This is a genomic window from Variovorax sp. Varisp46, assembly GCF_059491885.1.
Genome location: NZ_CP168515.1, coordinates 435,270 through 461,401, shown reverse-complemented (window position 1 = coordinate 461,401; position 26,132 = coordinate 435,270). Strand labels below are relative to the sequence as shown.

The 26,132-nt window shown below is 67.5% G+C and carries 26 protein-coding genes; 10 read left to right on the top strand and 16 right to left on the bottom strand.

What is annotated here, in order from left to right; translation table 11 throughout:
• The first annotated feature begins 53 nt into the window (after nt 1-53).
• Entirely contained in the window at nt 54-1,715 is a 1,662-nt protein-coding gene (locus ACEN9N_RS02075; RefSeq protein ID WP_007838452.1) for a Na/Pi cotransporter family protein, read from the top strand.
• A 6-nt stretch (nt 1,716-1,721) separates the two neighbouring features.
• On the opposite strand, the gene ACEN9N_RS02070 is transcribed toward ACEN9N_RS02075, so the two are convergent.
• The 3 genes from ACEN9N_RS02070 to ACEN9N_RS02060 all read right to left on the bottom strand — a co-directional run bounded on the left by ACEN9N_RS02070 (nt 1,722) and on the right by ACEN9N_RS02060 (nt 4,396).
• Nucleotides 1,722-2,717 (bottom strand): bile acid:sodium symporter family protein, encoded by a 996-nt coding sequence (locus ACEN9N_RS02070; RefSeq protein ID WP_007838449.1) that lies wholly within the window; start codon nt 2,715-2,717, stop codon nt 1,722-1,724.
• Nucleotides 2,718-2,897: 180 nt separating this feature from the next.
• Nucleotides 2,898-3,299 (bottom strand): response regulator, encoded by a 402-nt coding sequence (locus ACEN9N_RS02065; RefSeq protein WP_007838447.1) that lies wholly within the window; start codon nt 3,297-3,299, stop codon nt 2,898-2,900.
• 113 nt (nt 3,300-3,412) lie between these two features.
• On the bottom strand, nt 3,413-4,396 hold the full coding sequence (locus tag ACEN9N_RS02060) for a quinone oxidoreductase family protein (protein WP_042674383.1): 984 nt from the start codon (nt 4,394-4,396) through the stop codon (nt 3,413-3,415).
• Nucleotides 4,397-4,504: 108 nt separating this feature from the next.
• On the opposite strand from ACEN9N_RS02060, the gene ACEN9N_RS02055 reads away from it, so the two are divergent.
• Nucleotides 4,505-5,413 (top strand): DMT family transporter, encoded by a 909-nt coding sequence (locus ACEN9N_RS02055; protein ID WP_495656440.1) that lies wholly within the window; start codon nt 4,505-4,507, stop codon nt 5,411-5,413.
• Between the two features lie 116 nt (nt 5,414-5,529).
• Here the strand turns inward: ACEN9N_RS02055 and ACEN9N_RS02050 are convergent, their stop codons facing one another.
• Genes ACEN9N_RS02050 through ACEN9N_RS02035 form a run of 4 tightly spaced genes read right to left on the bottom strand, consistent with a single transcriptional unit; the run spans nt 5,530 to nt 9,920 of the window.
• Nucleotides 5,530-6,324, bottom strand: coding sequence for an SDR family oxidoreductase (locus ACEN9N_RS02050; RefSeq protein WP_007835469.1), 795 nt, complete (start codon nt 6,322-6,324; stop codon nt 5,530-5,532).
• Between the two features lie 10 nt (nt 6,325-6,334).
• Nucleotides 6,335-7,297, bottom strand: coding sequence for a DMT family transporter (locus ACEN9N_RS02045; protein ID WP_413335173.1), 963 nt, complete (start codon nt 7,295-7,297; stop codon nt 6,335-6,337).
• Between the two features lie 21 nt (nt 7,298-7,318).
• Entirely contained in the window at nt 7,319-8,932 is a 1,614-nt protein-coding gene (locus ACEN9N_RS02040) for a gamma-glutamyltransferase family protein (protein ID WP_495655266.1), read from the bottom strand.
• Between the two features lie 16 nt (nt 8,933-8,948).
• Nucleotides 8,949-9,920: a Bug family tripartite tricarboxylate transporter substrate binding protein gene (locus ACEN9N_RS02035; protein WP_007835460.1), complete on the bottom strand. Its 972-nt coding sequence runs from the start codon at nt 9,918-9,920 to the stop codon at nt 8,949-8,951.
• 95 nt (nt 9,921-10,015) lie between these two features.
• On the opposite strand from ACEN9N_RS02035, the gene ACEN9N_RS02030 reads away from it, so the two are divergent.
• Nucleotides 10,016-10,942, top strand: a complete 927-nt coding sequence (locus ACEN9N_RS02030; protein WP_495655265.1) for a LysR family transcriptional regulator — start codon at nt 10,016-10,018, stop codon at nt 10,940-10,942.
• A gap of 134 nt (nt 10,943-11,076) precedes the next feature.
• Here ACEN9N_RS02030 and ACEN9N_RS02025 read toward each other — a convergent pair whose 3' ends face one another.
• The 7 genes from ACEN9N_RS02025 to ACEN9N_RS01995 all read right to left on the bottom strand — a co-directional run bounded on the left by ACEN9N_RS02025 (nt 11,077) and on the right by ACEN9N_RS01995 (nt 17,829).
• On the bottom strand, nt 11,077-12,588 hold the full coding sequence (locus ACEN9N_RS02025) for a tripartite tricarboxylate transporter permease (RefSeq protein ID WP_413315544.1): 1,512 nt from the start codon (nt 12,586-12,588) through the stop codon (nt 11,077-11,079).
• Nucleotides 12,589-12,607: 19 nt separating this feature from the next.
• Complete coding sequence (locus ACEN9N_RS02020) at nt 12,608-13,096, bottom strand: tripartite tricarboxylate transporter TctB family protein (protein WP_007837406.1); 489 nt, start codon at nt 13,094-13,096, stop codon at nt 12,608-12,610.
• A 126-nt stretch (nt 13,097-13,222) separates the two neighbouring features.
• Entirely contained in the window at nt 13,223-15,019 is a 1,797-nt protein-coding gene (gene tfpB / locus ACEN9N_RS02015; protein WP_413315543.1) for a type IV pilus assembly ATPase TfpB, read from the bottom strand.
• Complete coding sequence (locus ACEN9N_RS02010; RefSeq protein ID WP_056586306.1) at nt 15,016-15,801, bottom strand: class I SAM-dependent methyltransferase; 786 nt, start codon at nt 15,799-15,801, stop codon at nt 15,016-15,018. Before ACEN9N_RS02010 ends, tfpB begins: the two co-directional genes overlap by 4 nt.
• Nucleotides 15,801-16,331, bottom strand: coding sequence for a DNA-deoxyinosine glycosylase (locus ACEN9N_RS02005; protein WP_495655264.1), 531 nt, complete (start codon nt 16,329-16,331; stop codon nt 15,801-15,803). The genes ACEN9N_RS02010 and ACEN9N_RS02005 overlap by 1 nt, the downstream gene beginning before the upstream one ends.
• 91 nt (nt 16,332-16,422) lie before the next feature.
• Nucleotides 16,423-16,839 (bottom strand): hypothetical protein, encoded by a 417-nt coding sequence (locus ACEN9N_RS02000; RefSeq protein ID WP_007837412.1) that lies wholly within the window; start codon nt 16,837-16,839, stop codon nt 16,423-16,425.
• 129 nt (nt 16,840-16,968) lie between these two features.
• On the bottom strand, nt 16,969-17,829 hold the full coding sequence (locus ACEN9N_RS01995) for a TatD family hydrolase (protein ID WP_413315541.1): 861 nt from the start codon (nt 17,827-17,829) through the stop codon (nt 16,969-16,971).
• Nucleotides 17,830-17,916: 87 nt separating this feature from the next.
• Here ACEN9N_RS01995 and ACEN9N_RS01990 point away from each other — a divergent pair, with 87 nt between their 5' ends.
• From ACEN9N_RS01990 to ACEN9N_RS01975, 4 genes are read left to right on the top strand one after another with little or no spacing between them, the layout of a single operon-like run.
• Nucleotides 17,917-18,927, top strand: a complete 1,011-nt coding sequence (locus ACEN9N_RS01990) for a S1C family serine protease (RefSeq protein WP_007837415.1) — start codon at nt 17,917-17,919, stop codon at nt 18,925-18,927.
• Between the two features lie 25 nt (nt 18,928-18,952).
• The gene (locus ACEN9N_RS01985; protein WP_007837416.1) at nt 18,953-19,966 is read left to right on the top strand and encodes an AAA family ATPase; all 1,014 of its coding nucleotides are present in this window, start codon (nt 18,953-18,955) and stop codon (nt 19,964-19,966) included.
• Nucleotides 19,947-20,936, top strand: coding sequence for a DUF58 domain-containing protein (locus ACEN9N_RS01980; protein WP_007837418.1), 990 nt, complete (start codon nt 19,947-19,949; stop codon nt 20,934-20,936). Before ACEN9N_RS01985 ends, ACEN9N_RS01980 begins: the two co-directional genes overlap by 20 nt.
• On the top strand, nt 20,933-21,970 hold the full coding sequence (locus ACEN9N_RS01975; RefSeq protein WP_007837419.1) for a VWA domain-containing protein: 1,038 nt from the start codon (nt 20,933-20,935) through the stop codon (nt 21,968-21,970). Before ACEN9N_RS01980 ends, ACEN9N_RS01975 begins: the two co-directional genes overlap by 4 nt.
• Here ACEN9N_RS01975 and ACEN9N_RS01970 read toward each other — a convergent pair.
• Together ACEN9N_RS01970 and ACEN9N_RS01965 are read right to left on the bottom strand one after the other, a co-directional pair.
• The gene (locus tag ACEN9N_RS01970) at nt 21,954-22,595 is read right to left on the bottom strand and encodes a TetR/AcrR family transcriptional regulator (protein WP_007837421.1); all 642 of its coding nucleotides are present in this window, start codon (nt 22,593-22,595) and stop codon (nt 21,954-21,956) included. The two genes, ACEN9N_RS01975 and ACEN9N_RS01970, sit on opposite strands and share 17 nt — an antisense overlap.
• A 70-nt stretch (nt 22,596-22,665) precedes the next feature.
• Nucleotides 22,666-23,268: a phenylacetic acid degradation protein PaaY gene (locus ACEN9N_RS01965; RefSeq protein WP_495655263.1), complete on the bottom strand. Its 603-nt coding sequence runs from the start codon at nt 23,266-23,268 to the stop codon at nt 22,666-22,668.
• A gap of 150 nt (nt 23,269-23,418) precedes the next feature.
• Here ACEN9N_RS01965 and ACEN9N_RS01960 point away from each other — a divergent pair, with 150 nt between their 5' ends.
• The 3 genes from ACEN9N_RS01960 to paaK all read left to right on the top strand — a co-directional run bounded on the left by ACEN9N_RS01960 (nt 23,419) and on the right by paaK (nt 26,120).
• Nucleotides 23,419-24,222, top strand: coding sequence for an enoyl-CoA hydratase-related protein (locus tag ACEN9N_RS01960; RefSeq protein ID WP_495655262.1), 804 nt, complete (start codon nt 23,419-23,421; stop codon nt 24,220-24,222).
• Nucleotides 24,223-24,352: 130 nt separating this feature from the next.
• Nucleotides 24,353-24,796 (top strand): hydroxyphenylacetyl-CoA thioesterase PaaI, encoded by a 444-nt coding sequence (paaI, locus tag ACEN9N_RS01955; RefSeq protein ID WP_413315535.1) that lies wholly within the window; start codon nt 24,353-24,355, stop codon nt 24,794-24,796.
• A 13-nt stretch (nt 24,797-24,809) separates the two neighbouring features.
• Nucleotides 24,810-26,120 carry a phenylacetate--CoA ligase PaaK gene (gene paaK / locus ACEN9N_RS01950; protein WP_495655261.1) on the top strand — a complete coding sequence of 437 codons (1,311 nt, stop codon included), beginning with the start codon at nt 24,810-24,812 and terminating at the stop codon, nt 26,118-26,120.
• The last annotated feature ends 12 nt before the right edge of the window (nt 26,121-26,132 follow it).

Sequence of the window (26,132 nt, the reverse complement as noted above, 5' to 3'; positions counted from 1 at the left end):
GTGGAAAATGGGGGCGAAACGAACCAAAACGAAAAGGACAGAACCCGCCCCCCATGAAGCATCTCCTGAATCTGCTGGCGGCCGTGGCCCTGCTGGTGTGGGGTACGCACCTGGTCCGCACCGGTGTGCTGCGTGTGTTTGGCGCCAACCTGCGCAAGATCCTCGTCCAGAGCATGCGCAACCGCTTCACGGCCGCCCTCTCGGGCATCGGCGTGACGGCGCTGGTGCAATCAAGCACCGCCACCTCGCTCATGACCTCGTCCTTCGTCGGGCAGGGCCTGGTCACGCTGCCGGCGGCGCTGGCGGTGATGCGGGGCGCAGACGTGGGCACGGCGCTGATCTCGGTGCTGTTCTCGGCGGACCTGTCCTGGCTCTCGCCGATGTTCATCTTCGTGGGCGTGGTGCTGTTCATCAGCCGCTCGGCCTCCATGGCAGGGCGCATCGGCCGCGTGCTGATCGGGCTCGGGCTGATGCTGCTGGCGCTGCAGCTGGTGGTGGAGGCTACCGAGCCGCTGTTCTCCTCGCCGGCCGTGCGCGCACTGCTCGCGTCGATCAGCAGCGACGTGCTGCTCGAGATCACCGTCGGCGCGGTGCTGGCCATCGTGGCCTATTCGAGCCTCGCGGTGGTGCTGCTGGTCGCGGCCATGGCCACGTCGAACGTGGTGCCGCTGGACGTAGCACTCGGCCTGGTGCTCGGCGCCAACCTCGGCAGCGGCCTGCTGGCGGTGCTGACCACGGCCAAGTCGGCCGTGTCGGTGCGGCAGGTGACGGTGGGCAACCTGCTGTTCAAGGCGCTGGGCGTGGCCATCGTCGCCCCCTTCATCGGACTGTGGATCCGCTACGTGCAGCCGGAGCTGCCGAACCAGACGCATGGCGTGGTGCTGTTCCACCTGGCGTTCAACGTGGTGATCAGCGTGGGGTTCATCGGCCTCACGCAATGGGTCGCCAGGCTGGTGACGCGCATCCTGCCGGTGCCGCAACAGCCGGCCGGCACCACGCGGCCGCACCACCTCGATCCTTCGGCGCTGTCGACGCCGTCGCTCGCCATCTCCAATGCGGCGCGCGAAGCCCTGCACCAGGCCGACATCGTGGAGACCATGCTGATCGGCACGCTCGACGTGATCCGCCACAACGACCTGCGGCTGGCCCAGGAGCTGCGGCAGCTCGACGACACGGTGGACCAGCTGTACTCGGCCATCAAGTACTACATGACCCGCATCTCGCGCGAGGCGCTGGGCGAGGAGGAAAGCCGGCGCTGGACCGACATCATCAGCTTCACGATCAACATGGAACAGATCGGCGACATCATCGAGCGCGTGATCATCGATGTGGAGGACAAGAAGATCAAACCGCAGCGCAACTTCTCGCAGGCCGGCATGGCGGAGATCGTCGAGCTGCACGGGCGGCTGGTAGCCAACCTGCGGCTGAGCATGAGCGTGTTCCTGAACGGCAACGTGCGGGACGCGCAGAAGCTCCTGGAAGAGAAGGTGCGCTTTCGCGACCTGGAGCGGGCCTATGCGACGACCCACCTCGACCGGCTGTCGGACCGCACCACGCTGAGCATCGAGACGAGCTCGCTGCACATCGACCTGATCAGCGACCTGAAGCGCATCAACTCGCACATCTGCTCGATCGCGTATCCGATCCTGGAATCGGCCGGGGCGCTGGCGCCCAGCCGGCTCAGGGAATCGCGGCTCGGGAAGATCGAGGGGTAGCGCCTCTTACTCGGCGGTCTTCAACAGGGCCGCCTCGCGCCCGCGCCGCGCGTACCGCTGCGCCAGCACGGCGCACACCATGAGCTGCATCTGGTGGAACAGCATCAGCGGCAGCACGATCGCGCCCACCGCGTGAGAGGCGAACAGCACCTTGGCCATGGGTATCCCGCTGGCCAGGCTCTTCTTGGAGCCGCAGAACACGATCGTGATCTCGTCTTCCGTGTCGAAACCCAGCTTGCGCGCCAGCAGGGTCGTGAGGCTCAGCGCCAGCCCCAGCACCACCGCGCACACCACCAGCAGCCCGACCAGCGCATGGGCAGGCACCTGCTTCCACAGGCCCTCGATCACGGCCGCGCTGAACGCCGTGTAGACGACCAGCAGGATCGAGCCCTGGTCGACGAATTTCAGCACTGCGGCACGGCGCTGTATCCACTTGCCGATCCACGGCCGCAGCAGGTGCCCCAGCACGAACGGGGCCATCAGCTGCAGCAGGATGCGGCCGATCGAATCCAGCGACGAGCTCGCATGGCCACCATTCGGCAACACCACGAGGTTGACCAGCACCGGCGTGATGAACACGCCCAGCAGGGTGGACGCCGATGCGCTGCAGATGGCGGCGGGCATGTTGCCCCGCGCCATGGCCGTGAAGGCAATCGCCGATTGCACCGTGGCGGGCAGCACGCAGAGATAGAGCACGCCGGTGTAGAGCCCTGGCGTCACCAGTGGCGACAGCAGCGGCTTGAGCGCCAGCCCGAGCACGGGAAACAGCACGAAGGTGCTGCCGAACACCAGCAGGTGCAGCCGCCAGTGCATGAGGCCATTCATGATCGCCTCGCGCGACAGCTTGGCACCGTGCAGGAAGAACAGCAGGCCGATGGCAGCGCTCGTGAGCAGCTCGAAGAGATGCCCCAGCTTCCCGCTCGCGGGCAGCAGGCTGGCAAGGGTCACCACCGAGAGCAGCGCGAAGGTGAAGTTGTCGGGAAGGAAGCGGGAGCGGGACATGGATGGAACCTGGGCGCCGCACGCCGCAAGCGCGCAGGCCGACTCAGCAAGGGAATGTGTGATTTCCGCGCATGAATCTCGTCGCCACTTCGCGGAGCCCGGCGCGTGCTCCTCGCGCCCTGGGCGCAATTTTCGACGAAGCCCGGCATCGCTGCCGGCCGGCGAAAGAATGCCCCTGCCTCAGTGTGCGGCCGGTGAACTGAACTGCGCCTGACGGCGGCGCAGGCAATAGTCCATCAGGTCCTCGATCTCGGTGACCTTGTCGAAAACGGCATCGGCACCGAGCAGGGCGCATCTGCGCCGCATATCGGGCGTGGCGAAGTTGCTGAGCACCACGATCTTCTGCGCCGGCCCGCGGTGACGGCACGCCTCGAGCACGCGAAAGCCTGTGCCGTCCTTCAGGAACAGGTCGACGATGGCCAGGTCCCATTCCGACAGGTTGCATGAAAGCCAGCGCGAGCCCTCCTCTTCCGACTCTGCTTCGCCCACCGGATCGACCCGGGCGACCTCGCGCAGCGCGCCCATGAGGTTCTTGCGGATGGTGGGGTTGTCTTCCACGATGAAAGTGCGAACGGTGGTCATGAAGGCTTGCCTCTGCGCTGTGCTCACAGCCTACAAACTGCACCCGGCACAAGTCGAAGGCATGACACCGCACGCCGGGTAGGACAAGGCCGGCGCCCCCCGCGCCCGCGGATTCAGAGCGTCAGGATCGTGCAGCCGGTGGTCTTGCGCGCTTCCAGGTCGCGGTGCGCCTGCTGCACGTCGGCCAGTGCATAGCGCTGTCCGATCGGAATCTTCACCGCGCCGCTGCGCACCACCGCGAACAGGTCGTCGGCCATCGCCTGCGTGCTTTCGCGCGTGGCCATGTGCGTGAACAGCGTCGGCCGCGTCACGTAGAGCGAGCCCTTGGACGCCAGCGTGCCGAGGTTGATCGGAGGCACCGGGCCCGAGCCGTTGCCGAACACCGCCAGCAGGCCGAAGGGGCGCAGGCTGTCGATCGAGCCTTCGTAGGTGTCCTTGCCCACCGAGTCGTATGCCACCTTCACGCCCTTGCCGCCCGTGATCTCCTTCACGCGCGCCGCGAAGTTTTCGGTGCTGTAGTTGATGGCATGCGCCGCGCCATGTTCGAGCGCGAGCTTGCACTTGGCGTCGCTGCCGGCCGTGCCGATGAGCTGCAGGCCCAGCGCCCTGGCCCACTGGCAGGCGATCAGCCCGACGCCGCCGGCCGCCGCGTGGAACAGGATGAAATCACCGGCCTGCAGGCCTTCGGCCGGCAGCGTCTTCTTCAGCAGGTACTGCGTGGTCAGGCCCTTGAGCATCATGGCCGCACCGGTCTCGAAGGAGATGTCGTCGGGCAGCTTGCACACGCACTTGGCGGGCATCACGCGCAACTCGCAGTAGGCGCCGGGCGGCGGGCTGGCATAGGCTGCGCGGTCGCCAGGCTTCAGGTGCGTCACGCCCTCGCCCACCGCCTCGACGATGCCCGAGGCTTCCATGCCCAGCTGCAGCGGCATCTGGAACGGGTAGAGCCCGCTGCGCTGGTAGGTGTCGATGAAGTTCAGGCCCACGGCCTTGTGGCGGATGCGGATCTCGCCGGGGCCGGGTTCGCCGACTTCCACGTCGACGATCTTCAGTTCTTCGGGGCCGCCATGGCGGTCGATACGGACGGCTTTGCTCATCATCGTTGCAGTCTCCACGCACAGGAAAAGAAGAGGGAGGGGAATCCTGCCATGTTTGGGTTTCCCGTGGCGGCGCGGGACATCAATGCCCGGGTAGAGTCGGCCGCCATGCAGACACAGCACCGGCGCCTTACCCCCTCCACCGTCCTCCTGCTTGTCGTTCCTCCGCTGCTCTGGGCCGGCAATGCCGTGGTCGGCCGGCTGGTGCGAGAACTGGTTTCGCCGCTCACGCTGAACTTCGTGCGCTGGGTCGTCGCGTTCGCGCTCCTGCTGCCGCTGGCCACACCGGTGCTGCGTCGCGGCAGCCCGGTGTGGGCGCACTGGAAGCGCTACGCCGTGCTCGGGCTGCTCGGCATCGGCCTGTACAACGCCTTCCAGTACCTCGCGCTGCAGACCTCCACGCCCATCAACGTCACGCTGGTCGGCTCCAGCCTGCCGCTGTGGATGCTCGCGGTGGGCACGCTGTTCTTCGGCGCACGCGTCAGCACCCGCGAGATCTTCGGCGCGCTGCTGTCGATGGCGGGCGTGCTGCTGGTGCTCAGCCGCGGCGAGTGGCGGCAGCTGCTCGGTCTGCGGCTGGTGCCGGGCGACCTCTACATGATCCTGGGCACCATCGCCTGGGCCTTCTACAGCTGGCTGCTGGCACGCACGAACGAGCCCAGGGCCCTGCGGCAGGACTGGGCCGCGTTCCTGATGGCACAGCTGGTGTTCGGCCTCGCGTGGTCGGGCGCGCTGGCCGCCGGCGAATGGACGATGACGCCCGCCCACATCGACCTGGGCTGGCCGCTCGCTGCCGCGATGCTGTTCATCGGCATCGGCCCCGCGGTGGTGGCCTACCGTTGCTGGGGCACCGGCGTGCAGCGCGCGGGTCCGCAGGCGGCGAGCATCTTCCTGAACCTCACGCCGCTGTTCGCGGCAGTGCTTTCGGCAGCCTTCCTGCGCGAGCCGCCGCACTGGTACCACGGCGCGGCGTTCCTGCTGATCGTGGCCGGGATCGCGGTGTCGTCACGGCGCTGATTCAACAACGCCCTCTTCAAGCGAACACCGCGGAACCGGCTTTGCCGGGCCGCTGGTGTTGCCCCCGGTAGGGGGTGGGAGTAGCGACACGAAGTGCGCGAAGCCTGGGGGCGAGCTCAATACGTGCCCGGGTAGGCCCCACCGTCGGCCAGCACGTTCTGGCCGGTCATGTAGCCGGCCTGCATGCTGCAGAGAAAGGCACAGATGGCGCCGAACTCGGCCGGCGTGCCGAAGCGCCTGGCCGGGATGTTCTTCTTGCGGGCTTCCCACACGGTGTCGAAGTCCTGGCCCGACTTCTGCGCGGCGCCGGCCATCGTGCCCTTGAGGCGGTCGGTGTCGAACGAGCCCGGCAGCAGGTTGTTGATGGTCACGCCCTGCGCCGCGATGGGCGTGCGCGCCACGCCGGCCACGAAGCCGGTGAGGCCGCTGCGCGCGCCGTTCGACAGGCCGAGGATGTCGATGGGCGACTTCACCGAGCTCGACGTGATGTTGACGATGCGCCCAAAGCCGCGCTTGGCCATGCCATCGACCGTGGCCTTGATGAGCTCGATCGGCGTCAGCATGTTCGCGTCGACCGCCTTGATCCAGGCCTCGCGGTCCCAGTTGCGAAAGTCGCCCGGCGGCGGGCCGCCCGCGTTGGTGACGACGATGTCGAAGTCGTGGCCGAGTGCGAACACCGCCGCGCGGCCGGCTTCGGTCGTGATGTCGGCCGCCACGTGCTTGACGAACGCAGCGCCCGATGCACCCGCCGCTTCGGCCAGCTTCTTCGCCGCCGCTTCCAGTGCCTCGGCACCGCGTGCCACGATCACCACGTTGACGCCTTCGCGCACCAGCGCTTCGGCGCAGCCGTAGCCGAGGCCCTTGCTCGCGCCGCATACCAGCGCGGTCTTGCCTGCGATACCCAGATCCATGTTGTCGCTCCTATCGTGCAGGGGCTTCGCGCCCCTTGCGTGTGAAAACGAAGATGCCCGCGATCACGAGCACCGTGCCGGCCGCGATCCACGCGGTGAACGGCTCGCCGAGTATGACCACCCCCATGAGGATGGTCGACAGCGGCCCGATCATGCCGGTTTGCGCGGCCACCGCAGGGCCGATGCGCTCGATGGCCATCATCACCATGAGGACGGGCACCGCCGTGCACAGCGTGGCGTTGAGCACCGACAGCCAGATCACCTCGGGCGCCACCTGCATCGCCGCGCTCATCGGCCGCGTCAGCACGAACTGCAGGATGCACAGCAGGCAAGCCACGGTGGTCGCCAGGCCCACGAGCCTGAGCGACCCGAGGCGCTTGACGAACTCGCCGCTGTAGATCAGATAGCCCGCATAGCTCACCGCGCTCAGGAAGACCAGGAATGCGCCCCAGGCCGCCGCGCCGCCGCCCTTGCCGCCACCGCCGGTCCAGAGTTCGTGGCCGAACACCAGCAGCACGCCGGCATAGCTCACGAGCATGCCCAGCACCTGCGGTCGCGTCGGATGGCGCCGGTACAGCAGCCAGCCGAAAAACAGCACCAGCGTGGGGTTGAGATACAGGATCAGCCGCTCGAAGCCGGCCGAGATGTAGGCCAGCCCGGCAAAGTCGAGAAAGCTCGCGAGGTAGTAGCCCGAGAAACCGAGCCCGATCACGCCGATCCAGTCGCGGCCGGTGAGCGCCGGCTTGCCACGCCCCGCCCACCACGCCATGAGCGCGAACAGCGGCAGCGCGAACAGCATGCGCAGCATGATGAGCGTCACGGCGTCCACGCCGTAGCGGTACGCGAGCTTGACGATGATGGCCTTGCCGCTGAATGCGATGGCGCCCAGTGTGGCGAGGATCAGGCCGGACGCAACGCCTTTCCTTGCGCCCTGGTGAGGGGGAATGCCGATCGATGCGGCTGTCTTGTTCATTCCCCGATCATCCCTTGATCCTCAGTAACCTGCAGCGAGGCCGTCGCGGCGCGGGTCGCTGGCGGCCACGTAGCCTTCGACCGACGGCTCGCCCGCGCGCCAGATGAACTGGCCGGCGCCGAAGTCCTGGTACGAATCGTCGATGACGTCGAGGTGGTGGCCCAGGTCGCGCAGGCCCTGCACCGTGGCCGGGTTCATCGCGGCCTCGACGTTGATCTCGAGCCCCGCGTTGAAGCGCCAGCGCGGCGCATCGCACGCGGCCTGCGGGTTCTGCCCGTAGTCGAGCATGCGCACCAGCGTCTGCATGTGGCCCTGCGGCTGCATGTTGCCGCCCATCACGCCGAAGCTCATCACCGGCTGGCCGTCCTTCGTGAGGAAGGCCGGGATGATGGTGTGGAACGGCCGCTTGCCCGGTGCCACCACGTTCGGGCTCTCGGCCTTCAGGCTGAAGCCGTGGCCGCGGTTCTGCAGGCTGATGCCGTACCCGGGCTCCACGCAGCCCGAGCCGAAGCCCATGTAGTTGCTCTGGATGAAGCTCACCATCATGCCGCGCTCGTCCGCCGCGGTGAGGTAGATGGTGCCGCCCTTCACGGGGTTGCCGGCCTTGAAGTCCTGCGCCTTTTTCACGTCGACGAGTCTCGCACGCGATGCGAGGTAGGCGTCATCGAGCATTTGCGCGGGGGTCACCGTCATCGACGATGGCTCCGACACGTAGCGATACACGTCGGCGAAGGCCAGCTTCATGGCCTCGATCTGCAGATGCTGCGAGGCGACCGAATCGACCGGCAGCGAGGCGATGTCGAACTTCTCGAGGATGCCCAGCGCGATCAACGCGGCAATGCCCTGGCCGTTGGGCGGAATCTCGTGCAGCGTGTGGCCGCGGTAGTCGCGCGAGATCGGCTTGACCCACTCGGGCTGGTAGGCCGCGAGATCGGCCACGGTGAGCGCGCCGCCCTGCTCCTTCGAGAACTTCGCGAGCGCCTCGGCGATCTCGCCGTTGTAGTAGGCCTCGCCCTTGGTGCGGGCAATGGCCTTCAGCGCCCGCGCAGCGGCCGTGAAGCGGAACAGCTCGCCGATCGCGGGCGCCCGGCCCCACGGCAGGAAGGTCTGTGCAAAGCCCGGCTGCGAACCCAGCAGCGGCGTGGCCGCGGCCCACTTGCCCTGCACCACCGGCGGCACGAGGTAGCCGCGCTCGGCGATGTCGATGGCCGGGGCCAGCAGGTCGGCGAACGGCAGCTTGCCGAAGCGATCGCTCAGCGCGACCCAGCCGCGCACCGCGCCCGGCACCGTGACCGAGTCGATGCCGCGCATCGGCGGCGTCGTGGCGTCGGCGCCGTACTTGGCCTTGAAGTATTCGGGCGTCCAGGCCTTGGGCGCGGGGCCCGAGGCGTTCAGGCCGTGCAGTTCCTTGCCGTCCCACAGGATGCAGAAGGCGTCGCTGCCCAGGCCGTTGCTCACCGGCTCGACCAGCGTCATCACGGCGGCGGTGGCAATGGCCGCATCGACCGCGTTGCCGCCCTGCTGCAGGATGCGCAGCCCAGCCTGCGAGGCCAGCGGGTGCGATGTCGATACCACGTTGCGCGCAAAGATCGGGATGCGGGTGGAGAGGTACGGATTGTTGAAGTCGAAGTTCATGTCGGTGTGCCTTGCCTTATTCGTTGGTGATCTTGCGGTCGACCACGATCTTTTTCCACTTGGCGGCGTCTGCTGCCACCATCTTCGCGAATTGCTCGGGCGTGCCCGGCGTCGCGGACTCGATGCCCAGGCGTGCGAGCTTTTCCTTCACCTCGGGGTCGGCCAGCGCCTCGTTGGCGGCCTTGTTGATTTTCGCGACGATGTCCACCGGCAGGTTCTTCGGACCATAGAAGCCGAACCACGTGTTCGACTCGTAGCCGGGCAGCGTATCGGCGATGGGTGGCAGCTCGGGCGCCAGCGGGCTGCGCTTGAGCGAGGTGACGCCCAGCGCGCGCAGGCGGCCGTCGCGCACGTGCGGCATGCCGGTGGGCAGCGAATCGAACAGCACGTCGACCTTGCCGCTGATCAGGTCGGGGATCGCCAGCGCCGTGCCCTTGTAGGGAATGTGCGTGACGAACACGCCGGCCTGCGCCTTGAACAGCTCCGCCGTGAGCTGCACGATGGTGCCGTTGCCGCTCGACGCGTAGTTGAGCTTGCCGGGGTTCTTCTTCGCGTAATCGATCCACTCGCGCACCGTCTTCGCGGGCGAATTGACCGGCACCAGCATGATGCTGGCGGCATCGCCCACGTGCGCGATGGGCGTGAAGTCTCGCACCGTGTCGTAGGGCAGCTTGCTGACGGCCGGGCCGATCGAGTGCGTGCTGGTGGTGGCCAGCAGGATCGTGTAGCCGTCGGGCGCGGCCTTGGCGGCCTGGTCGGAGCCGATGGCGCCGCCCGCACCGGGCTTGTTGTCGACCACCAGCGTGGTGCCGAGCTTGTCGCCCATCTTCTGACCCAGCGTGCGGGCGAAGAGGTCGGTGGCGCCGGCCGCCGGGAACGGCACGATCAGGCGGATCGGCTTGTTCGGGTAGCCCTGCGCGAGGCTGGCGGACGAGGTGGCCACGCCGAGCGCAACGGCAAGCGCCTGGAGGAACTGGAGGCGTTTCATGTGCGGAATTTGTGCCTGTGAACGAGAAGTGGATGCTATGCAGCAGTGGCGCATCAAGCCAGATAATTCCGCTTATTCAACTATGAACACTGCTTATGACAAGAAGCACCGCGGAAGAGATCTCGCTGCAGCAGCTGCGGGCGCTGGCGGCGGTGGCCGAGACGGGCAGCTTCACGCTCGCGGCCGAGGCATTGCAGCTCACGCAGCCCGCCATCAGCCACCTGATCAAGCGGCTGGAAGAAGAGCTGGCGCAGCCGCTGGTGGTGCGCGGGCGCCGCATCCGCATGACCAACGCGGGCCAGATGATGGTCGACACGGCGGTGCGGGCGCTTCGGCTGATCGATGAATCCGTGGGCGCCTGCCGCTCGCAGTCGCAGCTGCGCGAAGGCCGCATCGTGCTCGCGGTGGGCCATCTCACGGCCGGCGCCCTGCTGCCGCCGCTGCTCGGGCGCTTTTCGCAGAGGCACCCGACGCTCGCGACCACGCTGCTCGACAGCACGGCGGAGCAAATGATCTCGCGCATCCTCTCGCAGGAGGCCGACCTGGGCTTCGGCTCGGACATCGGCCAGAAGCATTCGGAGCTGGCGACCGAGCCGCTGTTCTCGGACCGCATGGCCCTGTTCGTGCGCGAAGACCATCCGCTGGCGCAGCACGCGGTGGTCGATGCCAAGCACCTGGAGGGACTGCCGTTCATCCACGTCAACCCCGACGCCAACGTGTGGCGCGCCGTGAGCCGCCAGCTCGCAAGCATGGCCAACGTGTACCCGCGCGTGGTGCATCACGTGTCGATGCTGTCGACGGCGTTCGGCCTCATCCAGTCAGGCGCGGGGGTGGCGCTGCTGCCGCGCTACGTGGAGGTGCTGATGCCGGGCAACCTGCGCGCCGTGGGCGTGACGCGGCCTGCGCTGGAGTACCCGGTGGTCGCCGTGCGGTTGGCCAAGCATCCGCTGAGCCCGGCGGGGATGGCCTTCCTCGCGATGGCGCGACAGCACATGAAGCCGCCACGGGCGAGCAGACCGTAAGACATGACCTGGGTTTTGATCGGCGAGCACCAGCAGCGAGCCCTGCGCAGGCGCCCCGAAGCGATGCACACAGAAATGAAAAACGGCGCTCGAAGCGCCGTTCTTTCTGAAGTCCCGCGAGGGAACTCTGTCCGTCACTCCTCGACGAAAGCTTCCTCCCGCTTGGACTTGACTGCAGGCAGCAGCACGATCACAAGCAGCAATGCAGCCGCAGCCAACAGGCTCGCCGAGATCGGGCGCGTCACGAACACGCTCCAGTCGCCACGCGACAGCAGCAGCGAACGGCGCAGGTTCTCTTCCATCATCGGCCCCAGGATGAAGCCCAGCAGCAGCGGCGCAGGCTCGCAGCCCAGCTTGAAGAAGCTGTAGCCCACCAGGCCGAAGATGCCCACCATCCAGATGTCGAAGGTGTTGTTGTTGGTCGAGTACACGCCGATCGCGCAGAACAGCACGATCGCCGGGAACAGGAACTTGTAGGGCACCGACAGGAGCTTGATCCACATGCCGATCAGCGGCAGGTTCAGGATGATCAGCATCGCGTTGCCGATCCACATCGAGGCGATCAGGCCCCAGAACAGCTCGGGGTTGCTGGTCATCACCTGCGGGCCGGGCTGGATGTTGTGGATCGTCATCGCACCCACCATCAGCGCCATCACCGCGTTGGGCGGAATGCCCAGCGTCAGCAGCGGGATGAAGGAGGTTTGCGCACCGGCGTTGTTGGCCGACTCGGGAGCCGCCACGCCGCGGATGTTGCCCTTGCCGAAGGGCACTTCGCCCGGCTTCAGCTTGGTCTTCTTCTCGATCGTGTAGGCCGCGAAGGCTGCCAGCAGCGCGCCGCCGCCGGGCAGGATGCCCAGTGCCGCGCCCAGCGCCGTGCCGCGAAGCACTGCGGGCAGCATGCGCTTGAAGTCTTCCTTGGTCGGGAACAGGCCCGAGACCTTGGCGGTGAACACTTCACGCTCGTCGTCGGGGCGCGAGAGGTTGGCAATGATTTCGCCATAGCCGAACACGCCCATGGCGATGGCCACGAAGCCGATGCCGTCGGTGAGCTCCGGGATGTCGAAGCTGTAGCGCGCCACGCCCGAATTCACGTCGGTGCCGACCAGGCCGAGCAGCAGGCCCAGCACGATCATCGCGATCGCCTTGAGCAGCGAGCCCGAAGCCAGCACCACGGCGCCGATCAGGCCCAGGATCATCAGCGAGAAGTATTCGGCCGGGCCGAACTTGAAGGCCAGTTCGGTCAGCGGCGGTGCGAAGGCGGCCAGGATCAGCGTGCCGACGCAACCCGCGAAGAACGAACCCAGGCCCGCCGCGGCGAGCGCCGGGCCCGCACGGCCCTTGCGCGCCATCTGGTAGCCGTCGATCACGGTCACCACCGACGAGGATTCACCCGGCAGGTTGACCAGGATCGCAGTGGTGGAGCCGCCGTATTGCGCGCCGTAGTAGATGCCGGCCAGCATGATCAGCGCCGACACGGGCGGCAGCGCGTACGTGGCGGGCAGCAGCATCGCGATGGTCGCGACCGGGCCGATGCCCGGGAGCACGCCGATCAGCGTGCCCAGGATGCAGCCGATCAGGCAGTACAGCAGGTTGGTGAAGGTAAAGGCAACGCCAAAACCCATCGAGAGGTGTTCAACCAATTCCATGATGTGAGCAGCTTTCTTCTCAGCCGGTGATGAAGGTCGGCCAGACCTGGATCTGGAGCTTCAGCGCCCAGATGAATGCGACATAGCTGCCAATGGCCAGCACGGTGGCCAGGATCAGCACGCTGGGCAGCTTGAACTCATGGCCCGCAAGGCTGGAGATGATCACCAGCGCGTAGATGGCGATGATCATGCCCATGGCGGGGACGCCGATACTCGGCAGGCCGCCGAGCAGGATGCCGAACGCGAGGTTGGCGCCCAGGATGAACACCACCTGCTTCCAGGCCCACTTGCCGATCTTCTCGCCGTCGGTGGTTTCAACGGTGAGCCCGCTGAACATGATCCCGAGGCCGATGAGGGCCATCAGGATGCCGAGCATCAACGGGAAATAACCCGGACCCATGCGGGCTCCGCTGCCCACGGTGTAGGTGGTGGCGCCCCATGCGAACGCCACACCCACCACCGTGAACATCAGGCCCGAGAAAAAGTCTTTCTGACTCTTGATCTTCACGAACAGTCTCCTCGAACAAATTTCGATGCGGGATTGTCGAGTCAGCTTCCGGTCAGCCTGATGTGGATTCCACTAACAAAAGGCCTAGGGATAACCCGAAAGGACTCAGGGTCCTGGGGCGGAAGACTATTCCAGTGGCGGCGTGGCGCTCAGCACTTCCTCGATGGTGGTCACGCCCTCGGCCACGCGCAGCGCGCCGGCCAGCCGCAGCGGGCGCATGCCGTCGATCACAGCCTGGCGGCGCAGCCCGGCGAGGTTGGGCTCCTTGGTCACGTTGCCCTTGAACGCCTCGCTGATGCTCAGCAGTTCGTAGAGGCCCATGCGCCCCATGTACCCGGTCATGCGGCAATCGACGCAGCCCACGGGCTTGTACGCGCGCACCGAGCCCGTGATCTGCCACGGCTTGACGATGGCTTCGAGCTTCTCGCGCGTGACGCTGTCGTCGGGCTGCTTGCAGTTGGGGCACAGCGTGCGCACCAGCCGCTGCGCGAGCACGCCCAGCATTACCGCGTTGATGAGGTACGAGGGCACGCCCAGCTCCATCAGCCGCGTGATGGCGCTCGGCGCATCGTTGGTATGCAGCGTGCTGAACACGAGGTGGCCGGTGAGCGCGGCCTGCACCGCCATCTCGGCGGTGGCGAGGTCGCGGATTTCGCCGACCATGATGATGTCCGGGTCCTGCCGCATCAGCGCTCGCAGGCCTTCGGTGAAGCCGAAGTCGAGCTGCGGCTGCACCTGCGTCTGGTTGAACGAGGGCTCGATCATTTCGATCGGGTCTTCCACCGTGCTCACGTTGACCTCTTCGGTCGCCACGCGCTTCAACGTGGAGTACAGCGTGGTGGTCTTGCCCGAGCCCGTGGGCCCGGTCACCAGGATGATGCCGTTGGGCCGCGTGACGAGCTGCTCCCAGCGCTGGGCGTCGTGCTGCGCGAAGCCCAGTGCGTCGAGGTCCTTCACGGCGGTGTCGGGGTCGAAGATCCGCATCACCATCTTCTCGCCGAAGGCCGTCGGCAGGGTCGACAGGCGCATTTCGATTTCGTCGCCGCGCATGTTGCGGGTCTTGATGCGGCCATCGAGCGGGCGGCGCTTTTCCACCACGTCCATGCGGCCCAGCAGCTTGATGCGCGCGACCATCGCGTTCATCACGCCCATCGGCATCTGGTAGGCCGGATGCAGGATGCCGTCGATGCGAAAGCGGATCACGCCCTGCTCGCGGCGCGGCTCCAGGTGGATGTCGCTCGCGCGCTGGTCGAAGGCGTACTGCCACAGCCAGTCGACCACCTGCACCACGCTCTGGTCGTTGGCGTCGAGCTGCTTGTTGCTCTTGCCGAGCTCCACCAGTTGCTCGAAGCTCGCGCCGCCGGTGTTGCCGCCGGCCTTCTGCGCGGCGCGCACCGACTTCGCGAGCGCGAAGAACTCGGCCGTGTAGCGCTGGATGTCGGCCGGGTTGGCGACCACGCGGCGCACCGCGCGGCGCGACTGGCGCTCGACCTCGGCGATCCAGTCGGTGAGAAAGGGCTCGGCCGTGGCCACCACCACCTCGCTGGGCAGCACCTGCACCGGCAGCACCTTGTGGCGCTCGGCATATGCAGCGCTCATGGTGTCGGCTACCTTGCCTACGTCGACCTTGAGCGGATCGATGCGCAGGTACGTGAGCCCGGCGCGGCCCGCGAGCCATTGCGTGAGCATTTCTAGATCGAGCGGCTTGCCGTCGCCCTCGCGCGTCATGGCCACGTTGGCCAGCCGCACCAGCGGCGCCTGCCGGCTTTCGGCCTGGGCGCAGCGCGCGATGGTGCGCTTGGCCTCCATGGGCGAGATCACGCCGTCGGCAGCCAGCCATTCGATCAGGCGGCGCAGGTCGAGCGGGCCTTCGTGGCGGGCGGCCAGTGGGGCGGGAGCAGAAACAGCGGGAACAACGCTCATGAGCCGGCAGGTCGGGTAAGTGAAATATTCAGGGGCTTGAAGACCCGCAGCCATTTCGGCGCGGGCAAGCTCCAGCGAGTCTGGATCGTTTGGGCGCGCTCGGCAAGCGCCTCGCGCTTCGGGCGGCTCGGCGTGCGCTGCGCGAGCACCACCGTGTTGCCTTCGCGCGTCGGCCTGAACGCCCAGACGGCATCGGCACCGAAGGCCCCGGCGATTTTTTCGAGGCTGCGCTCATAGCTCGACGAGCGGCCGAAGAGGTTGACCGTCATGCAGCCGTCCTCGGTGAGCAGCGCGCGGCAGTCGGCATAGAAGTCTTCGCTGTCGAGCACGGGTGCAGCGGCCTCGTGGTCGTACAGGTCGACTTGCAGCGCATCGACCGTGCCGTGCCATTCGGGCTTGCGGATCTCGGCGGCCGCATCGGCGATCACCACGCGCAGCTTCGGGTCGTCCGGCGGCAGCTTGAACCAGCCGCGGCAGGCCGACACCACCTGCGGATTGAGCTCGATCGCGGTGGTGCGCATGCGCAGGATCTTGCGGCTGAACTTGGTGAGCGTGGCCGCGCCCAGGCCGAGCTGCATCGCGTGGCGGCTGGCCACGGTCTTGCTGTCGGCGAACAGCAGCCAGGCCATCATGCGCTGCACGTATTCGAGCTCGATCTCGAAGGGCGCGTCCAGCTTCATCGAGCCCTGGACCCATTCGGTGCCCAGGTGCAGGTAGCGGATGTCGCCCCAGTCGGAGAAATTGACTTCGGGAAGAACGGCGGGAATTTTGCTGGATGCCATCAGACGAGTTGGTGGGCGGCGAAGACCTCGCGCCAGGCCGCGAGCTTGCGCTCGAAGCTCCACGACGCGTTGGCGGGACTGGTGGAAGGCAGCGGATAGACCGGCACGCCGAGGGTGCGCGTGTGCCGTGCGTGCTTGAAGCTCTCGCCGCCGTTGTGCGCGATGGCCGCGAGCTTTGGCAGGTGCAGCCCGGCGATGTCGTTCGCCACGGGCGCGCGGATGGCCGAATCGAGGCTGCCCTCGCGCTCGCAGGCGCCGTACACGTCCCACACGCCCAGGCCGCGGTCGAGCAGCCACCGGCAGCGCTGCGCGTAGCTGTCTATGCCCGACGGCAAGGGGACTTCGGGCCAGACGGCTTGCAAGATCTTCCAGAACTGGTTTTGGGGGTGTGCATAGTACTGCTGCCGCTCGAGCGACTTGACCCCGGGGAAGCTGCCGAGGATCAGCACGACGGTGGCGGGCGACACGATGGGCGCGAGTCCCGTGAGCAACGTGCTCGCGGCGGTAGCGGATGCGGCGTGTGGATTCATGGGCGGCAATCGTGCCACCGTCCCGCGCGCACTTGCACCGCCCATGAAAAAACCCGCCGAAGCGGGTTTTTTCGCGAAGGCCGAAGCAGGCTTACTTCTTGGCGGCTTCGTTCTCTGCCGTGCCGGGGATCTTCTCGCCGATGGCCTTGCCGGTGCTGCGCATGCCGTCGGCCGCCTTGTGGCCGGCGTTCTCGACGGCTTCGCCGGTCTTGGCGGCTGCCTTCTTGGTGGCGTTGGTGGCCTTCTTGGTCGTGCGCTTGGTGGCCTTCCAGGCCTTCTTGGTGCCGCTCTCGGTGGCCGCGACAGCCTTCTTGGTCGTGCGCTTGGTGGCGTCGACGGCTTCCTTGCCGGTTTCCTTCATCTTCTCGGTGGTGGTGGGCTCGGCCGGGGCCACAGCGGGGGCCGGTGCGGCTGCAGGCGCGGTGGTCTGGGCCACGGCCGACACGCCGATGGAGGCGAGTGCCAGTGCGAGGACGACGGGCATGGTGCGAACGAAAGACGTGCTCATGTAAAGCTCCTTGTTGGATGAAGTTTTGAGTGACTGACTTGCCACTGAACCAGCAACGAACTGGTGGCGCTCGAGGATGACAGCAAATCCGCGGCATCTGCCCGCATGCAGGCAGGACGGGGCATTGGCCTACGCCGGGTGCGGCGGGCGCGCCGACATGGCCATGAGATTTTCCAGACGCGGCAGCGCTTCGAGCGCATTCCGGGTGGTGGCTGCGGCCAGCTCGTCAAGGCCGATGCCGCGCAGGCCGGCCACCACTTCGGCGATGCGCGGCAGCTCGGCCGGCTCGTTGCGGCCCTGCGGCTCGCCGGCATCTCGCTGGGCCTGCGTGCGGTACAGCCAGTGCGGCTGGATGTCGGGCGCATCGGTTTCCATCACGATGGATCCAAGCGGCAAAGTGGTGGCCAGCCGCCGCAGCTGCAGCGCGCGTTCGAAGGTCACCGCGCCGCCGAAGCCGAGCTTCAACCCGAGCTCGATGCACGCATGCGCCTGCTGCTCGCTGCCGTTGAAGGCATGCGCAATGCCCTGCCACGGCTTGCCGGCTGCCGTCTGCCGCAGGTGCTTGAGCACCTTGTCGACCGAGCGCCGCACATGGATCAGCACGGGTAACCCGTGCCTGCGTGCCAGTTGCAACTGAGTGTGAAAAAACCGCTCCTGCTTCTCGCCGTCGAGCCCCTCGACGAAGTAGTCGAGCCCGACCTCGCCGACCGCCACCAGCCGCGGGTCGCCGCGCTGCGCGGCCAGCTCGGCATCGAGGGTTTCGAGGTCTTCGTCCTTCGCCTCCCCGGTGCACAGCGGGTGAATGCCCAGCGCGTAGGCATCGCCCTGCGCATGGGCCAGTTCACGCACAGCTGCGAAGTTGAAGGCGGCCACCGCCGGGATCACGCACATCGCCACGCCCCGCGCGGAGGCGCGGGCGCGCAGGACGGGCATCTCGGCACCGAATTCAGGCGCATCCAGGTGGCAGTGGGTATCGACGAAGGTAGCCATCGCGCGATGATGCCCGATGGGATGCGCAGGCGTGGAAAGCGTGCTACTGTGAACTCCTTCACGCGACTTTTTGCCGGAGGTGCTCCGATGCGCAGGCCAGGTGTCTACAGCCATTCGCCCCGCACGCTGCCACCGGCCGCAGACGAGGCGGCCGAACGGGCAGGGGCGCCAGCCTCGCCCGAAGCGGTCGGCGCGGGCCCTGCGCTGCAAGCCGCCCCCGCAAAGAAGACCGGCTGGCAACCCGGCCGCCGCAGCTTCGCGATGCTGGTCGTGCTGTCGGCCGCGCTGGTCACCGGCGCTGCGCTGTGGGTCCCGCGCCCGGGCGCCAAGGCCCTCACGCAGAAAGACATCGACGCGGCCGTGCTGCGCACGCTGCAGACCACCACCCTGCCCTCGCCGGCCGCCAAGGCCGCGGACATCATCCGGCCCTCGGTGGTGCGGGTCGTGAGCTACGGCGAAGAAAAGAACACGCCCGAAGCCAAGATCCAGAAGCGCGGACGCAACCTCGCCAAGGGCAAGCCGCCCGAAGCCCCCAGCGATGGCGGCACGCCCGGCGAGGTCGAGCGCGGTGTGGGCACGGGCGTGGTGATCGTCGACAAGGGCGTGATCCTGACCAACCTGCACGTGGTCGCGGGCGCCGACAAGATCAAGGTCACCTTCTTCGACGGCCTGGAGGCTGTGGCCACCATCACCGGCGTGCAGCCCGAGAACGACCTTGCCGTGCTGCAGGCGCAGAAGATTCCCGACGACCTGATCCCCGCCACCATGCGCTCGACCGCCGACCTGCGGCCCGGCGACCAGGTGGCGGCCGTGGGCTTTCCGTTCGGCATCGGGCCTTCCGTGTCGGCCGGCGTGGTGTCGGGCCTGAAGCGCTCGTTCCGCTCGCCCGAGGGCAAGCAGGAGCTGGGCAACCTGATCCAGTTCGACGCGGCCGCCAACCCCGGCAATTCGGGCGGGCCGCTGATCAACATGGACGGCGAGGTGCTCGGCATCGTCACCGCCATCCTCAACCCGACACAGCAGCGCACCTTCATCGGCATCGGCTTCGCGGTGCCCATCGAGAACGCCGCGTCCGCCGCGGGTTCGCCGCCGTTCTGACGATTCTTTTTCGAAAGTCCTTCGCATGAGCACAGAGACCGTCAATCCCACGCCCGCCGGCACCGCCGAACTGATGGAGCAGATCCTCTACGAAGTGAAGCGCGTGGTCGTGGGCCAGGACCGCTTTCTCGAGCGCGTGATGGTCGCCATGCTCGCGGGCGGGCACCTGCTGGTCGAGGGCGTGCCGGGCCTGGCGAAGACACTCACCGTCAAGACGCTGGCCGACACCGTGCGCGGCCAGTTCAAGCGCATCCAGTTCACGCCCGACCTCGTGCCCGCCGACCTCGTGGGCACGCGCATCTACAACCAGAAGACGGGCGAGTTCAGCACCTCGCTGGGCCCGGTGTTCGCCAACCTGCTGCTGGCCGACGAAATCAACCGCGCGCCGGCCAAGGTGCAGAGCGCGCTGCTCGAGGTGATGCAGGAGCGCCAGGTCACCATCGCCGGCGAGACGCACAAGGTGCCGCGCCCCTTCCTCGTGATGGCCACGCAGAACCCCATCGAGACCGAGGGCACCTACCCGCTGCCCGAGGCGCAGGTCGACCGCTTCATGATGAAGGTGCTGGTCGACTACCCGAGCGACGAGGAAGAATTCGTCATCGTCCAGCGCGTGATCGGCCCGGCGGTCAACGCCACGCCCGTGGCCACCACCGAGCAGCTCGCGGCGCTGCAGGCCGAGGCCCGGCGCGTGTATGTCGACCCCTCGCTGATCCAGTACGCAGTGAAGCTGGTGTCGGCCACGCGCACGCCCGAGAAGCATGGCCTGAAGGACCTGCGCCGCTTCATCACCTTCGGTGCCAGCCCGCGCGCCAGCATCAGCCTGACCGAGGGCGCGCGCGCCCTGGCGCTGCTGCGCGGCCGCAGCTATGCGCTGCCGGAAGACATGACGGCGCTGGTGCCCGACGTGCTGCGCCACCGCGTGACGCTTTCCTACGAAGGCCTGTCCGAGGGCCTGACGCCCGACGGCTTGGTCGAGAAGATCATGCGCGCAGTCCCCGCTCCTCCCAAGCCGCTCGAACATGAAAAGCTGGTGGCGTAAGGCCCCCGCGGCCGCGAACGACGAACGGCTCGCCGCAGAAGCCGGTGGGGCCGAACGCGCGCTGCGCCGGCTCGAATGGACTGTCATTCGCCGCCTCGACGGCCTGCTGCAGGGCGACTACCGCACGCTGATGCGCGGCACCGGCCTCGACCTGGCCGACCTGCGCGAGTACCAGCACCACGACGACGTGCGCCACATCGACTGGAACGTCACGGCGCGGCTGCAGACGCCGCATGTGCGCGTGTTCACCGAAGACCGCGAGATGGCTGCGTGGTTCGTGCTCGACTTGAGCCGCTCGGTCGATTTCGGCTCGGGCCTGAAGGCCAAGCGCGAGGTCTCGGCGGGTTTCGTCGGCGTGCTGGCGCGGCTGCTCACGCGGCACGGCAACCGGGTGGGCGCGCTGGTCTACGGCAGCGATCTCGAAGCGGTGATTCCGCCGCGCACCGGACGGCGCCACGTGCTGCACCTGCTGCACGCGATGGAGAAGCGCGCTGAAAAAGCCGAGGCCGCGCCCATGCAGAAAGGCATGACGCGCCTGGCCGACCTGCTCAAGTCGGCCGCCACGCTGATGCCGCGCCGCTCCACCGTGTTCGTGGTGTCCGACTTCCTGAGCGAGCCCGGCTGGGAGCGCCCGCTCGGCCAACTGGTGCAGCGCCACGAGGTTATCGCCGTGCGCCTGTTCGACCCGCTCGAACTCGAACTGCCCGACCTCGGCCTGGTGCCGCTGCGCGACGCCGAGACCGGCGAGCAGTTGTGGGTCGACACCCACGATGCGGGCTTTCGCAAGCGCTTCGCGCGCCTGGCGTCGGAACGTGAAACCGCGCTGCGCGAGGCACTGGCCAGGGCCGGCGTCGACGCACTCGAACTCTCGACCAATGACGACCTGGTGGAAGCCATCGTTCGTTTCGCCGATCTGCGCAAGCGCCGCGCGCGCATCGGCCCGGCAGGCATGAAGGCGGTGGCAGCATGACTTTTCTCTGGCCTCAATTCCTCTGGCTGCTGGCGGCCCTGCCGCTGCTGATCCTGCTCTACCTCTGGCTGCTGCGCCGCAAGAAGAAGCTGGCGGTGCGCTATGCGAGCCTGTCGATCGTGCGCGAGGCCATAGGTGCCGGGCAGAGCATGCGGCGGCATCTGCCGCCCGCGCTGTTCCTGCTGGCCATGGCCGCGATGCTGGTGGCCGCGGCGCGTCCCATGGCGGTGGTGGTGCTGCCGTCGAACCAGCAGACCATCATCCTGGCGATGGACGTGTCGGGCAGCATGCGCGCGGCCGACGTGCAGCCCAACCGGCTCGTGGCGGCGCAGGAGGCGGCCAAGAGCTTCATCAAGGACCTGCCGCGCAGCGTGAAGGTGGGCATCGTCGCCTTCGCGGGCAGCGCGCAGGTGGCACAGCTGCCCACCACCAACCACGAGGACCTGGTGACCGCCATCGACAGCTTCCAGCTGCAGCGCGCCACCGCCACGGGCAATGCCATCGTGGTGTCGCTGGCCACGCTGTTCCCCGACGCGGGCATCGACGTCGAGCAGTTCAGCTCGCCCAGCCGCCAGCGCGGTGCTGCGATCGACCAGAACGAGAAGAAACTCAAGGAATTCACGCCCGTGGCGCCGGGCTCCTTCACCTCGGCCGCGATCATCATGCTGACCGACGGCCAGCGCACCACCGGCGTCGATCCGCTGGACGCGGCCAAGGCAGCGGCCGACCGCGGCGTGCGCATCTACACGGTGGGCGTGGGCACGGTCGACGGCGAGACCATCGGCTTCGAGGGCTGGTCGATGCGCGTGCGGCTCGACGAGGAGACGCTCAAGGCCATCGCCAACAAGACGAACGCCGAGTACTTCTACGCCGGCACGGCGAACGACCTGAAGAAGGTCTACGAGACGCTGAGTTCCAAGCTCACCGTGGAGAAGAAGGAAACCGAGATCTCGGCACTGTTCGCGCTGGGCGCCGCGGTGCTCACGCTGCTGTCTGCGGGGCTGTCGCTGCTCTGGTTCAACCGGATTCTCTAGGCCCGCGCGGCATGGCCGCCGGCGCATCGGGCGACTTGACCGCGCCGATACCTCCCAGGAACAGGTCGGCCACGATCGGCGCGATGGCCGCGTGGTCGAGCCGGCCATCGGGTTTCATCCAGGTGAACATCCAGTTGATCATGCCGAACAGCAGCATGGTCAGCGGCTTGGCGAGGTCGTCGCTCGGTGCGCCGGGGCGCAGCGCAGACACGGCGCGCGCAAAGCCCGCGACCACCTCGCGCTCCTTGTCGAGCACGCGCTCGCGGTCGGCCTCTTCGAGAAAGCGCACGTCGTCGGTCAGCACGCGGTGCGCGTCCTGCGCGCCGGCATATTCCTCGACGATGCGGTAGATGAAGCGGCGCAGGCGCTGCTCGTCGGTGTGCGTCGACGCCTCTTCCTCGGCCACCAGCGCCGCGAGCTTGGAGACGTGCGTCTCCGCGATGCTGATCAGCAGGCTGCTCTTGTCCTTGTAGTAGTGATAGAGCGTCGCCTTCGAGAGCCCGCAGGCCTCGGCCACCTGGTTCATCGAGGTGGCGGGATAGCCGCTGCGTGCGAACAGCTGGGCGGCCTGCGCGAGGATCAGTTCACGCTGGTCGTCGTAGGTGGCGGATCTTCCACGCGGCATCGGTTCTTGTTCCTGGGTTGGACTGTTGTGTTGAGGGCAACGGGCGATCTTGCACGAAGCGCGAACCGGATCAGCCCCGCTTCGTGGCGATGAGCGAGCGCACCTCGGTGGCCGGCAGGCGCGGGCGGTGCGGCTCCACCTGCGCGAGCGGCGCCACTTCATGCAGGCTCGCGAGGCTGCGCACCGTGAGCGCCTGGTAGGTCTGCGTGCCCTCGAGTTTCCAGGCGATCTCGTCCTCGCTCAATTCGCGCTTCACCTTCGCCGGAATGCCCGCGACCAGCGAGCGTGCCGGCACCTTCATGCCGGCCGGCACGAAGGCGCAGGCCGCGACGATGGCCTTCTCGCCGATCTCGGCCTCGTCCATCACCACCGCGTTCATCCCCACCAGCGCGTCGCGCCGCACGATGCAGCTGTGCAGGATCGCGCCGTGGCCGATGTGACCATTGACCTCGATCACTGTGTCGTTGCCGGGAAAGCCGTGCACGCAGCAGTGGTCCTGCACGTTCGAGCCCTCCTCCAGCACGATGCGGCCGAAGTCGCCGCGCAGGCTGGCGCAGGGACCCACATAGCAGTTCGGGCCGACGATCACGTCACCGATCAGCACGGCCGTGGGGTGCACGTACGCGCTCGGGTCGACGACGGGAACCACGCCGTCGATGGAATAGCTGGGCATTGGGTCGGACTCCTTTTTCCGTGACTCAGGGTTTGCCCTGAACCAACCCCGCTTGTGCCGGGATGGAGGTCGATCCTAAAATCAACCGAACGGTCGGTCAATAGTGTTTGCGAGCCGATCCACCCCCACAGAGGATGAAAGAGACACGCCATGCCTGAGCCTTTGGTACTCACCGGCAACGCCGGCACCGTCCGCACGTTGAGCCTCAACCGCCCTGCGGCGCTCAACAGCTTCACGACCGAACTGCATGCGGAGTTGATGGCGGCGCTGGAGGCCGCAGCGCAGGACGAGAGCGTGCGCTGCGTGGTGCTCACGGGCGCCGGCCGCGCCTTCTGTGCCGGCCAGGATCTCGCCGATCCCTCGGTCGCGCCCGACCCGACTCCGGGCGCCGCGCCCAAGGACCTGGGCCACGTCATCTCCACTTATTACGCCCCGCTCGTCGCGCGCCTGCGCTCGATGCCGGTGCCGGTGATCGCCGCGGTGAACGGCGTGGCGGCCGGTGCGGGTGCCAACCTCGCGCTGTGCTGCGACCTCGTGGTGGCGGGACGCTCGGCCAGCTTCATGCAGGCCTTCACCAAGATCGGCCTCGTGCCCGACACCGGCGGCACATGGCTGCTGCCGCGCCTCGTGGGTTCGGCGCGCGCGCTCGGCATCGCGATGCTGGGCGACAAGCTGCCGGCCGAAGAGGCTGCGCGCATCGGCCTGATCTGGCAGTGCGTGGACGACGCGGCGCTGGCCGAAACCGCGGCGGCCCTCGCATCGAAGCTGGCGGCCATGCCGACCCGCGCCCTCATCGCCACGCGCCAGGCCATGGCCGATGCGCAAGGCATGGACCTGCGGACGGCGCTCGACGAAGAAGCCCGACTGCAGCGCGTCATGGGCAATGCCGACGACTACCGCGAAGGCGTCGAAGCCTTCCGCGCGAAGCGTGCGCCGATGTTCAAGGATCGCTGAGATGAAGCATTGCTTCTTGATCTTTCGCGTTGTGCGTGAGACGGGTGCTTCGGGGCGCGCTCGCGCCGGCGGGGTGGCCTGTGCACGCACCCCGAACCCGAACACGCAGCTTCGAGCCAGCTGAAAAAAGATGACCGAATCCACCCGCACTCCTCAACAAACAGCCGAGTACGTCCGCGACGGCATGCTCGCGAACGACAACGCCACGCAGGGCCTCGGCATGCGCATCGTCGAGGTCGGCCCCGGCCAAGCCACCATAGAGATGAAGGTGCGCCCCGACATGCTCAATGGCCACGCCACCTGCCACGGCGGCTTCATGGCCGTGCTGGCCGACTCGACCTTCGCCTTTGCCTGCAACTCGTACAACGAACTGACCGTGGCCTCGGGCTTCTCGATCGACTTCATTGCCCCGGCGCGCGAGGGCGACGTGCTCACCGCGCGCTGCCACGAGGTCTCGAAGGCCGGCCGCACCGGCGTGTACGACACCGAAATCACCAACCAGCGCGGCGAGCGCATCGCGATGTTCCGCGGCCGCTCCTACACCGCCAAGGGCCGCCCCGCCGTTGCTGCCTGAGGAGACAAGACACATGACAGTCAAACGCCCCACCCCCGGCGACCTCGAGCCGATCGAAACCGCGAGCCGCGACGAAATCACCGCGCTGCAGATCCAGCGCCTGCGCACCACGCTGCAGCGCGCCTACGACAACGTGCCCCACTACCGCAAGGCCTTCGACGCCAAGGGCGTGCACCCCGACGACCTGAAGTCGCTCGCCGACCTGTCGAAGTTCCCGTTCACGGTGAAGGGCGACCTGCGCGACAACTACCCCTTCGGCATGTTCGCCGTACCGCGCGAGAAGGTGGCGCGCATCCACGCCTCGTCGGGCACCACCGGCAAGCCGACCGTGGTCGGCTACACGCTGAAGGACATCGACACCTGGGCCGGCCTCGTCGCCCGCTCCATCCGCGCCGCGGGTGGGCGGCCCGGCGACATGGTGCACGTGTCGTACGGCTACGGCCTGTTCACCGGCGGCCTGGGCGCGCACTACGGCGCCGAGCGCGCGGGCTGCACCGTCATCCCGATGTCGGGCGGCCAGACCGAGAAGCAGGTGCAGCTGATCCAGGACTTCAAGCCGGACATCATCATGGTCACGCCCAGCTACATGCAGGTGATCATCGAGCAGTTCGAGCGCCAGGGCCTCGACGCGAAAGACAGCTCGCTCAAGGTCGGCATCTTCGGCGCCGAGCCGTGGACCGAGGCCATGCGCCGCGACATCGAGGCCAAGGCAGGCATCGACGCCGTCGACATCTACGGCCTGAGCGAAGTGATGGGCCCCGGCGTAGCCAGCGAATGCGTCGAGAGCAAGGACGGCCCCGTCATCTGGGAAGACCATTTCTACCCCGAGATCATCGACCCCGAAACCGGCGAGCTGAAGGCCGACGGCGAAGAAGGCGAACTGGTCTTCACCTCGCTGAGCAAGGAGGCCATGCCCATCGTGCGCTACCGCACGCGCGACCTCACGCGCCTGCTGCCGCCCACCTCGCGTTCGTTCCGCCGCATGGGCAAGATCGTCGGGCGCAGCGACGACATGATGATCATCCGCGGCGTCAACGTCTTTCCCACGCAGGTCGAAGAAATCGTGCTCGCGCACAAGGCGCTGTCGGGCCTCTACCAAGTGCACGTGAGCCGCGCCGACAAGCTCGATCAGGTCGAGGTGCACTGCGAACTCAACCAAGCCGACGCAGCATCGGCGGACCGCACCGCCATCGGCGAATGGGTGCAGCACCGCGTGAAGACGCTCATCGGCATCTCCACGCGCGTGGTGGTCCATGCGCCCAACGAGATGGAACGCACCCAGACCGGCAAGGCACGCCGCGTGATCGACACGCGCCCGCGCTGAACGCATCGCTTC